General features: G+C 46.7%; 11 protein-coding genes. 4 read left to right on the top strand and 7 right to left on the bottom strand.

Annotated elements, in window-relative coordinates; translation table 11 throughout:
* Nucleotides 1-80 precede the first annotated feature (80 nt).
* The gene (gene cpdB, locus B9J87_RS11795; protein ID WP_094150877.1) at nucleotides 81-2,042 is read right to left on the bottom strand and encodes a 2',3'-cyclic-nucleotide 2'-phosphodiesterase; all 1,962 of its coding nucleotides are present in this window, start codon (nucleotides 2,040-2,042) and stop codon (nucleotides 81-83) included.
* Between the two features lie 289 nt (nucleotides 2,043-2,331).
* On the opposite strand from cpdB, the gene cobA reads away from it, so the two are divergent.
* The 4 genes from cobA (at nucleotide 2,332) to cysC (ending at nucleotide 6,354) form a co-directional block, all read left to right on the top strand.
* The gene (gene cobA / locus B9J87_RS11800; RefSeq protein ID WP_017042865.1) at nucleotides 2,332-3,210 is read left to right on the top strand and encodes a uroporphyrinogen-III C-methyltransferase; all 879 of its coding nucleotides are present in this window, start codon (nucleotides 2,332-2,334) and stop codon (nucleotides 3,208-3,210) included.
* A 91-nt stretch (nucleotides 3,211-3,301) separates the two neighbouring features.
* Complete coding sequence (gene cysD / locus B9J87_RS11805; RefSeq protein WP_234826547.1) at nucleotides 3,302-4,210, top strand: sulfate adenylyltransferase subunit CysD; 909 nt, start codon at nucleotides 3,302-3,304, stop codon at nucleotides 4,208-4,210.
* Nucleotides 4,211-4,227: 17 nt separating this feature from the next.
* A complete protein-coding gene (cysN, locus tag B9J87_RS11810) occupies nucleotides 4,228-5,658 on the top strand; it encodes a sulfate adenylyltransferase subunit CysN (protein ID WP_094150881.1) in 1,431 nt (476 codons plus the stop codon).
* 78 nt (nucleotides 5,659-5,736) lie between these two features.
* A complete protein-coding gene (gene cysC, locus B9J87_RS11815; RefSeq protein WP_094150883.1) occupies nucleotides 5,737-6,354 on the top strand; it encodes an adenylyl-sulfate kinase in 618 nt (205 codons plus the stop codon).
* Nucleotides 6,355-6,397: 43 nt separating this feature from the next.
* On the opposite strand, the gene B9J87_RS11820 is transcribed toward cysC, so the two are convergent.
* The 6 genes from B9J87_RS11820 to B9J87_RS11845 form a co-directional block, all read right to left on the bottom strand.
* Nucleotides 6,398-7,297 (bottom strand): TIGR03899 family protein, encoded by a 900-nt coding sequence (locus B9J87_RS11820; protein WP_017049183.1) that lies wholly within the window; start codon nucleotides 7,295-7,297, stop codon nucleotides 6,398-6,400.
* 295 nt (nucleotides 7,298-7,592) lie between these two features.
* A complete protein-coding gene (locus B9J87_RS11825; RefSeq protein WP_013855946.1) occupies nucleotides 7,593-8,093 on the bottom strand; it encodes a DUF3299 domain-containing protein in 501 nt (166 codons plus the stop codon).
* 9 nt (nucleotides 8,094-8,102) lie between these two features.
* Complete coding sequence (locus B9J87_RS11830) at nucleotides 8,103-9,362, bottom strand: ABC transporter permease (RefSeq protein ID WP_017049181.1); 1,260 nt, start codon at nucleotides 9,360-9,362, stop codon at nucleotides 8,103-8,105.
* Entirely contained in the window at nucleotides 9,359-10,075 is a 717-nt protein-coding gene (locus B9J87_RS11835) for an ABC transporter ATP-binding protein (RefSeq protein WP_094150884.1), read from the bottom strand. The genes B9J87_RS11830 and B9J87_RS11835 overlap by 4 nt, the downstream gene beginning before the upstream one ends.
* Before the next feature lie 69 nt (nucleotides 10,076-10,144).
* On the bottom strand, nucleotides 10,145-10,804 hold the full coding sequence (gene zrgA, locus B9J87_RS11840; RefSeq protein ID WP_176429520.1) for a zinc uptake protein ZrgA: 660 nt from the start codon (nucleotides 10,802-10,804) through the stop codon (nucleotides 10,145-10,147).
* An 81-nt stretch (nucleotides 10,805-10,885) separates the two neighbouring features.
* Nucleotides 10,886-11,179 (bottom strand): DUF2607 family protein (locus tag B9J87_RS11845; protein ID WP_080569481.1); only part of this gene is annotated, 294 nt, incomplete at its 5' end.

Raw genomic sequence — 11,179 nt, forward strand, 5'->3', positions numbered from 1 at the left:
AAAAACGCAGCGAAAGGCTGCGTTTGTGGGGTGAAAGCGCCTTAATTCATTGGCCTCTTTCAATCGATTTTAGTGGGGGGTTATTGGGTAAGGTCAATCTTGTAAACCGCAAAACCAACCTCATCGTTTTCCACCAAAGTCATTGGGTATTGGCCTTTCTCTTTGATGAACAGTGCTGCTTTCTCACTTGGAGAGGTTTCAAAACGAACATCTAACGCGGTATTAGTTTTAATCGGAGCAAACGACCAGTTGTTATCAGCACTTGGCGTAACTTGACTTTTTTCTTTACTCACGCGCGAAATGTAGTTGGCAACGGCCGTGCGGTTTTCGTCGGGTGAGTCAAAGGCAACAAATTGTGCGCCCGTGCCTGCAAATTTATTGCTGTAAGCGCGGTAGTTATTGGTGGCGACAATAAAGGTCTGTTTTACATCGATAGGTTTACCTTGATAAGTTAAGCCTACAATGCGCTCAGCATCTTTATGCGCCACTTTACAATCACCATCGTATTTGGCGGGTTGAGTCACATCGATTTGGTAATTCACCCCATCCATCACATCAAAGTTATACGTGCGGAAATCAGCCCAATTGATCAAGGATTGTGGTTGAGTGCTGTGCGGATCAATCTGATTAAACTGCCCCGCGCTGCATTCCAACCACTCCTTCACTTCTTTACCCGTCATTTTCAGCGCGACTAATGTATTAGGGTAAAGATAGAGATCTGCTGCGTTACGAAATGTCAGTTGGCCAGCTTCGACTTCGGTGAAACCGGCAGGATCATCTTTACGGCCACCAACTTTGAAAGGGGCTGCGGCCGATAACACCGGCAAACCATCAAGATCTGGGTCGCCTTGAATAAAGCGTTCCACATAATCTTTTTGTGCAAGGTTAACGATTTGCACGGTTGGGTCATCTTGTACCAAGGCTAAAAAGCTGTACATCACATCATTCGCTTGGCCAATCGGTTGATTCACGAAATCTCGCGTGCCTTTATGGTCCGACTCTAAGGCTTTCACTATGCCTGTATCGGCTGCTGCCAATGATTTCTTATTGGCTTTATCGAAGATTGGGCGAGCTTGGGATTGACCATTCACGACTGACCATTGGCCATCTTTGCTTTGCAAAGTCAGATCCATCACACCAACATGGCTACCCCAGCGCCCCGGCATGACAGCGGTTACGCCATTAATGGTGCCTTTAGTTACATCTGCTCCTGGCAGTTTGGCAAAATCTTGGCTAGGGAATACCGCGTGAGAGTGACCAAAAGCAATCGCGTCAATGCCTTCTACTTGGGTGAGGTAGTAAACCGAGTTTTCTGCACCAACGGAATATAGGTTAGCTGAGACACCAGAGTGCGGGATTGCCACGATCACATCGGCACCCTCTTTTTTCATCTGCGGGATCAGCTCCTCGGCTGTTTGCTTGATGTCTTTGGCAAACACTTTGCCATCAAGGTTTTTCTTATCCCACACCATGATTTGTGGTGGGACAAAACCAATGTAACCCACTTTAATTTGGTGCTCTTTGCCATCGGTATCTTTGAACGTGTGCGTTTTAATGAGATAGGGATTGAAGAGGTGTTTGCCCGTTTGTTGGTCATAGACGTTGGCATTGACATACGGGAATGCGGCGTCGTTAATACTCTCCTTTAAAAAGGACAAACCGTAGTTAAATTCATGGTTACCAATGTTACCCACATCGTAGCCGAGCTGATTCATCGCTTTGTAAACTGGGTGAACCTCACCAACCTTGATGCCTTTGGCGGCCATATAGTCGCCCATTGGGCTACCTTGGAGTAAATCACCGTTATCGACCAAAATGCTGTTTTCGACTTCGCTGCGCGCTTGCTTCACTAACGTCGCCGCACGGGATAAACCAATCTGGTTCGATGGCTTGTCTTTGTAGTAATCGTAATCCATCACATTGGTGTGAATATCGGTCGTTTCGACGATACGCAGTTTAATGGTGTCCGCCATTGCTGGGCCAGCCATTGCTAACATACCGCTCAAAATCGCGATGGAGAGAGGTTTCACTGCCACTTTCATTGTGTACTCCAGTTAGGGGTAGGGAACAAATAACTCGTCTAATGTAACAAAATCTTATGAAACGATGATTTCAATGAATATCAATTTGTGATGTTACGCGTTAACTCACCGGCATTCTGTCGACAAGATCTCATCATTGATTGGCTTTTAATCAGAGAGATAGTCACTTCTTATTCGGAATTATCCATTCCCTTATCAGCTTTTGATATAAAAAATGAAATTTTAGAATTTCAGGTAATATGAAGAGCCCGCCATAATGCATCCATGAATTAAGTTATGGATAACAACAATGAGTACGACGGAAACCATTTCTCAGTTGCCAATCAAAGGGCCGCGCTTAGTTGCGGTCAACAATGATGCTTTGGCAAGTAGCGCTCCATCGTACGTCAAAAGCCAATTGATCTGCGGTGAAGTGGCTTTGATTGGTGCAGGGCCGGGCGACCCAGAACTGCTGACGCTCAAAGCGTTGAGCTTTCTACAACAAGCCGACGTGGTGTTGTACGACTACCTAGTGTCTGATGAAATTATGGCGCTGGTGCCGAGCGATACCATCTTAGTCTGCGTGGGTAAGCGCGCTGGACACCACAGTGTTCCTCAAGAAAAAACCAATCAATTGCTGATCGATTTTGCGCAGCAAGGTTACAAAGTCGTGCGTATTAAAGGCGGCGATCCGTTTATGTTTGGCCGCGGTGGTGAAGAGTTGGAAGTGCTGTTTGATGCGGGGGTGAAATTCCAGGTGATCCCCGGTATTACAGCGGCGGCAGGCGCAACGGCCTATGCGGGAATTCCACTGACTCATCGTGATTATGCGCAATCCGCTCTGTTTGTCACCGGTCACCTTAAAGCGGAAAACGATGACATGGATTGGTCAACATTGGCGCGTGGTAATCAAACCTTAGTCATTTACATGGGCTTGATGAAGTCGAGTTATATCCAGCAGCAGTTGATTGAACATGGACGCCAAGCCAACACACCAATCGCGATTATTGAACGCGGTACTCAGCGTTCGCAAAAAGTCTTCAAAGGGCAGCTCAGTGACTTATCACAACTGGCGGCGCAGGCACAGGCTCCGGCCTTGATTGTGGTGGGCGAAGTGGTGGCGCTGTCTGAAAAACTGCATTGGTTTGGTGAACAACCCGCGCAGCAAAACCAAGTGAATTACGCCTGATTGCAAGGCTAGTCAGTTAGTTCCAACTCAATACTCAAACCAATTTCTCATTGCACAAGGCTCGCAATGCGAGCGAAAAGGAAGCATGAAGATGGATCAACAACGCTTAACCCATTTACAACAGCTCGAAGCCGAAAGTATTCATATTTTACGTGAAGTGGCCGCTGAATTTGATAACCCAGTAATGATGTATTCGATTGGTAAAGACTCTTCGGTGATGCTGCATTTAGCGCGCAAGGCTTTTTATCCGGGGAAAATTCCCTTCCCACTGCTGCATGTGGACACCGATTGGAAATTTCGTGAGATGATCGAATTTCGTGATCGTATGGCGCACAAGTATGGTTTTGAGCTTTTGGTACATAAAAACCCAGAAGGGATCGCGATGGGGATCAGCCCTTTTGAGCATGGATCTTCAAAGCATACTGACATCATGAAAACCCAAGGTTTAAAACAAGCGTTGAACCAATATGGTTTTGATGCTGCTTTTGGTGGTGCGCGTCGTGATGAAGAGAAATCACGCGCGAAAGAGCGTGTTTATTCTTTTCGTGACAAGAACCACACGTGGGATCCGAAGAACCAGCGTCCGGAGCTATGGAAAACCTACAACGGCCAAATCAATAAAGGTGAGAGCATTCGTGTTTTCCCATTGTCGAACTGGACTGAATTGGATATTTGGCAATACATCTATTTGGAAAACATCGAGATCGTACCGCTGTATTTATCGGACATTCGCCCAGTTGTCGAACGCGATGGGATGCTGATCATGGTTGATGATGAGCGGATGAAGCTTCAATCCGGAGAAGAAGTTCAGCACAAAAGTGTGCGTTTTCGCACGTTAGGTTGTTATCCACTTACTGGCGCAATTGAATCAGAGGCCAATACGCTAACGGGCATCATTGAAGAGATGCTGGTGGCCACTTCCAGTGAACGACAAGGCCGCGCGATCGACCACGATCAATCAGGATCGATGGAATTGAAAAAACGCCAAGGTTATTTCTAAGCCTCTAAGGAAAGATTATGAATAGTGCAGTTCAGGCTCAGCTTTCTGAGATCGGTATTGAAGCTTATCTCACGCAACACCAGCACAAATCGTTACTGAGATTTCTGACTTGTGGCTCAGTTGATGATGGAAAAAGTACCTTGATTGGTCGTTTGCTTCATGACACAAAACAGATTTATGAAGATCAACTGGCCGCCGTCCATTCCGATAGCCAGCGTGTTGGCACGACGGGCGAGCGCCCCGATTTAGCTCTGTTAGTTGATGGCCTGCAAGCGGAACGTGAGCAAGGGATCACCATTGACGTGGCGTATCGCTATTTCTCTACTCAAAAACGCAAATTCATCATTGCCGATACTCCGGGGCATGAGCAGTACACGCGCAATATGGCGACAGGCGCATCCACTTGCGATCTCGCGGTGATTTTGATCGATGCCCGTAAAGGCATTTTGGATCAAACGCGTCGCCACTCATTCATTGCCAATCTGTTAGGTTTGAAGCATTTTGTGGTGGCGGTGAATAAGATGGATCTGGTCGATTACTCACAAGATCGTTTTGAGCAGATCCGTCAAGACTACGTGGAATTTTCAAAGCATCTGCAAGGTGATACTGATATTCAGATCATCCCGCTTTCTGCTCTGGAAGGGGACAATGTGGTCGAAGCAAGCCAACATATGCGTTGGTATCAAGGCCCATCACTGCTGGAGCTGCTTGAAACGGTGGACGTTGATCAGCAAAAAGGAGCCGGTGAGTTTCGTTTTCCAGTGCAGTATGTGAACCGACCGAATCTCGATTTTCGCGGTTTTGCTGGCACGATTGCAGCGGGCAGCATCAGTGTTGGAGATACAATCACTGCACTTCCGTCTGGAAAAACATCCACCGTGGCACGTATTGTTACTTTCGATGGAGATTTGCCGCAAGCGCAAGCAGGCCAAGCGGTGACGTTAACGCTCAGCGATGAAATTGACATCAGCCGTGGTGATCTTATTGTGCTGCAAGGAGCGCAGGTTGAATCAACTAACCATCTATTAGCCGATGTGGTCTGGATGACAGAACAACCGCTCAAAGCCGGGCGTGAATACAACATCAAAATTGCAGGTAAGAAAACCGTCGGCCAGTTGCAAGCGGTGCGTCACCAGTACGATATTAATAATTTATCGACTTATCACAGTGAAGAGTTGCCGCTCAATGGCATTGGCTTGTGTGAATGGTCGCTAACAGAGTCGATCGCGCTGGATAAATACTTAGACAGTGCCAATACTGGTGGTTTTATCATCATCGATCGCCTGACGAATGTGACGGTGGGGGCGGGCTTAGTTCGAGATAGTTTGCAAAACATCGCTCATGCTCAAAGCGCCCACTCTGCATTTGAAGTTGAATTGAATGCCTTGATCCGCAAGCACTTTCCACACTGGGAAGCCAAAGATCTTCGTCAGTTACTCAAGGCTTAACTGTGGTGATTCGGTGGGAGGGATTGCCGCTTACAGCGTCCCTCTATTGGCTAGTTTGAGACAACAAAGGATAGAGTAATGAGTACGAATTTGGCCAATAAAGATGAAAATGTTGTCTGGCATCAGCATACGGTGGATAAGTCGTTCCGCGCCAACTTAAAACAACAACAGCCAGCAGTATTGTGGTTTACGGGGCTGTCAGGGGCGGGAAAATCAACCATTGCTGGTGCGTTGGAACAGCGTTTAGCTCAACTCGGGTATCACACCTATTTACTCGATGGGGATAATGTACGCCACGGCTTGTGCAGCGACCTTGGGTTCTCAGAGCAAGATCGGCGAGAAAATATTCGCCGTATTGGTGAACTCGCGAAGCTGATGGCCGATGCTGGGTTAATCGTGTTATCAGCATTCATTTCACCGCATCGCGCTGAGCGTCAATTAGTGCGCGATATGCTGCCACAAGGTGAGTTCATCGAAGTGTTTGTCAATACCAAGTTGGACGTGTGCGAGCAGCGTGACCCGAAGGGGCTGTATAAAAAAGCGCGCGCTGGTGAAATCAGTAATTTTACGGGCATTGACTCTGAGTATGAGTCGCCGCAAAGCCCTGAGATCGATCTTTCGGCTGGCGAAAAAAGCATTGATGAGCTGGTGGAAATTTGCCTAACAGCGCTGCAAGTGCGAGCGATTATCGCCTAATGTAGAAGAGGGCTCATCAGCTTGAGCCCTTTATTTTTTGAGGCTAGACGGCGTGATGAAAAGAGCTGCTGGCAACTTCGGTGTGGACAGTGAATTTCTGGCTAAGCACCGCCAACATCTGATCGTAGTACTGCATATTCGGTTTATTACCCAGTAGCTTACACAGCTCATTGCCAGTGGGACTGAAACGGTAATAGAGCAGCCTTACCCCTTTACTCATCGATTGCAGTGACAGATTCTTGCCTTGATAGGTCAACAGCAGTGCCGGTTCAAGTTCAATTTCTCCAGATTCCAGTTCAGTGGCATGCAGTAAGCCAAGCTCGATCAGTACCAACAGGCTCGAATAGGGTAATTGGAAACTACCCATATTGATGACAAATGTGTTGATGCGTTTTCCTAAACTAAAAATACCGTTAGTAGCACGAATGCCGACCAACAGCTTGCGGCTGTTATCGCTGCCAAAACAGCAGGCTAACGCTGAGGCTTTTTGGAGTATCTGCGCCTCTTTCGGTGTCATGTCTTGTAATACTTGCAGTGCTTTCATTGAGGTTGAACCGGGGTTGGTCACCTCGCGTTTGAGCACTTGCGCCCAAAGTCGCTGCATCGAAGAGTTGTGGATGTCTTGCGCCATATCGAAAAAACGGTGTAACCAATCTTGATCAGGCTCTCCCGCGGTCTCATTTTTACAAGAGACATGCGCCAGTTTGACGATCTGCTCTAGGTTTTTTTGTCGCTGCTCTTTACGTTGCTGTTCTCTAAATAAGGCGCGATCAAGCGAGGTTTTTTCTGGCGGATCCGTTTGTAGCAGCGCATCTAAGCCGTGATATTGAGCAATATTCAAAATGCGACTACCACTGTCTTTGATATAGCTCGATTTTTTTTCGTGGCTTTGACCTGAGTTGGCTTGATGTTCAATCACTACAGGGTTGTTGGTATCTGCCATTTTATGTCCGCTTCAATCACCCATTTCATTCATGGATTAAAATGTAACGTGTAACGCATTTTCCATCTAGGAAAAACATTCGTTCTAGATCATAAATTTGCGCTATCCCTAATGATAATAACTTGTTAAAATTGTTATCGGAATTTGTGGGGCGCTTATGAAGTGTTGGAAAGAAAATAGACTGAAAAAGCACCTATCGATTACTTTACTATTGTTGATATATGTCGCTTTGCTAGCGTATTTATCTAAATATATCGTTTAGTTTAGATGAATCAATAGGTTGCTATTTTGTTAACTACATGTCGTCGTATTCTTCGATCGCAGTGCCTTCGATCACATACGCTGTTTCGGCCAGATCGTGGCTAACACTTTCGGTTTTCAGTGTCCCAATCAGATAAATTACATCCCAGAGCTGCTGGATTGGAGCACCTTGCGGATATTTCACATAAATAATTTGATTTGGTGGCGGTGGCGGCACGTGAATGCATGCGCCAAAGTAGGGCACCAGTAGAAACTCAGTAACGTTATTGGCGTCACCTTCCAGTGGGATCACAAAGCCGGGTATTTTGACCACGCTGCCATTGAGCTCTTTTCTAACTCCGCCGATTTTTGATTGTGCAGCCGTCATTTCGCCATCATGGTTCAATGCTGGCATGCCATCGGCGTTGAATTGGTTACGTTCGTTCTCGGGGATCAGATCGATCCAATCGAGCGTCAGTACTTGTTCATTACTCTGTGCGTACATCGGTAACAAGCCTGATAGCAGCAGCGTGCTGATAAGCAGTAGTTTTTTCATCGTTAAGTCCTAAATTCGAATGGTCATTCCATCGCTAAGTGATTGTCTATAGGCGCGTAGAGCTGGGATAACACCAATAATAATGCCAGCCAGCTGTACATAAGCTAATAATTGCCACTCATAGCTGCTTAAGGTGCTGAGTGTGATTTGAATGCCATAATGCTGCGCAATAAAAGGTTGCGCCAGTGCGAGCAGTGAATATAACCCCGCTAATCCAACGCAGATGCCAATAAAGGTCAGCGTCGTCGCTTCGCTGATAAGCAGAGCAAAAATATGTTTAGGTTGTGCGCCCATGGCGCGAAGAATCGCCATTTCACGGCGTCTTTCCTGCAAGCTTGTCAGTAAGCTGCTGAGCATACCAAGTAACCCTGCCGCCACCACAAATACCGACACCGCCATTAAAGCTTGTTCTGCTATCGACATCATACCCCACAGTTCTTGCAGAGCGACGCCGGGCATAATGGCGCTCAAGGGTTCTTGGCGATAGTTATTGATTTCACGTTGCAGTGCAAAGGTTTGAATTCTCGATTTTAAACCGATCAACATGGCGGTGATCTGCTTGGGTTGAAAGTTGTGTTGTTCAAGTTGCTCTTTGGATGGTGAATTGCCTAAATGCGCACCCGATTCCCAACCCACGTGAATGGCTTCAATCGCTTCTAATGAGACATGCACCGTTTTGTCTACGGGCGTTCCCGTTGGCGCTAAAATCCCCACTACTTTGAAAGGGAGGTTGTCGTGGCGGCTAAAACCCACATCGCTGATCCCATGCGCAATAATGATGTCACTGCCAATATGGTAACCTAAGGTTTCGGCGACATCTGAACCCAATACCGTTTCAAATAAACCATGAAACTCAGTGCCTTGAGAGAAGGTGAGTGGTTGCTTACTTCCATATTTGAAATGCTCGAAATAATGGTGATTAGTGCCCATAACGCGAAACCCTTGGTGTGAGTCACCCAAGGAAATGGGGATCGCCCACTTGACGCTGCGATGCTCACTGAAGGCTTGGTAGCTTTTCCAGTCGATATTATTGGTGGCATTGCCAATTCTAAATACCGAATAGAGCAGCAAGTTGACTTGTCCAGAGCGGCCACCGACGATTAGATCCGTCCCTGAAATGGTGTTAGCAAAGCTCTCTTTAGCTTGAGTTCGAATGCGTTCAACCCCCATTAACAGAATGACTGAAATGGCAACCGTCAGAATGGAGAGTAGCGCTGTGGTTTTGCGGTTAAGTACGCTTTTCCACGCCAGATTGGTAATTACATTCATGCTGTCACTCCTGCCTGATTCAATTGAGGGAGGTAAACTGCGCGGTCAAATAAAGCTTCTAAGGTGGGATCGTGGCTCACAAACACCAGTGTTGAACCTGCCCGATTCGCCTCTTCCAATAACAGTTCGATAAACGCGAGTCGATTGTTGTGATCCAGCGCCGAGGTTGGCTCATCGGCGATGATCAGCTTGGGTTCGCCAATCAGTGCTCTCGCCGCCGCGACACGCTGCTGCTGGCCAATACTCAGTTCGATAACCGGTTTAGTCAGTAGTTCAGGTGGAAGATGTAAGCGAGTGAGTAACTGTTTTGCTTTCTCAATCAGATCGCCTGCAACATTCTGCTTGCGAGTGCTGGAAAAATGGCAAGGTAGCGTAACGTTTTCAATCACTGAGAGATAAGGCAATAAATTAAATTGTTGGAAAATGTAGCCAATGTGATCGGCTCGAAAACGATCCCGTTGACGGGAAGTTAACGTCGACAGGTTGGTGCCTAAAATAGAGACCTCCCCTCGTTGTGCTTGGTTGATCCCAGTCAGTAAGCTCAGTAAGGTCGATTTGCCACAACCACTTGGCCCTTTAATAAAAAGGTGCTCTCCACGTTTTACACAAAGATCCTGGATAGATAAGGCTGGTTGTGAGCTATTCGGCCAACGAAATTCGACCTCTTTCAATTCAATGACAGACGTCAGCGATAGAATATGCAAATCACTCATTGTGAATTCCTTTAACGACAATGAACCTAGAGTAAGTGTGTGCTTACTCTAGGTTGTTGCTTATACGCCTTAAAACGTAATGCGAGTGCTGTTTGTTTTCAACTCAGAGGCAGATTGTGCTTTGTCTGTCAGTACATTGGCAGAGATTGTTTGGGTATTTGGGAACAAGTTAAACCATTGCGTGTCGAGGTACTGCAATTGCGGCATGTTATCGCAGTGATATTGGTACTGAATCGTGAATTCACCGTGACCACTATGCTCGCCTTCATCATGCACATCTTTTTTATGGTCATGGTGTGCGTGTTGAGCATCTTTATCTTGATGTTTATCATCATGTTTTTCATGATGGTCGTGGTCGTGGTCGTGGTCGTGGTCGTGGTCGTGGTCGTGGTCGTGGTGCTCACCATTTAACGTATGCGCGATACGACTTTCTTCTAAATGACACTTGGCCGGAGCGGGCAGTTGGAAAATGCCATCGGCGTGGCTGAACTGCTCAAGGACTTTATTTAAGCGCTGTTGTTGTTCATCATTTTGTGGTGCATGTTCAAAGCCGACTACATCAGCGCCGGGGGCGGTGATTTCAATCAGTAAATCTTGCCCATCTTGAGCAATATTGAACTCGACGTGGCCATGTACATGAGCCTCATGTTGGCGAAACTCTTCATTTGCCAGTGCTGGCGTGCTTAAAATTAGGCCGATAGAGAGAGCGAGTTTACGTTGGATAAACATTGGGTGATTCCTTTTAAACATCAAAATAGCCCTTAGCGCGTTGGCTTTGGGTAACAAATCATAAATAACTAGATAAGACGTCTAAAAGTGAGGAGGCGAGCGAGCAAGATAAGCGTAATGAACTGAGGGGCGACGCTGAGTTTTCTCTACTGATGATCGAATTTCGCTGCCACTAATGACAGGAAGGATAGGCAGCGCACTGCTTAGGCCATTTTGAAAGCCAGAAAAAAGTTGGCAATGATGCTGCGCGTGATGTGCAGGATTAGTATCGAGGTGATGATCTACATAAGCGACATTCAACCATAGCATCAGTAGCATGGCACATAATGCAATGCTTTGAGCTCGGTAATGGGGGCAACGTAGACGGGTAAACAT

The organism is Vibrio sp. V19_P1S1T109, assembly GCF_002241375.1.
Classification (GTDB): Bacteria; Pseudomonadota; Gammaproteobacteria; order Enterobacterales; family Vibrionaceae; genus Vibrio; species Vibrio anguillarum.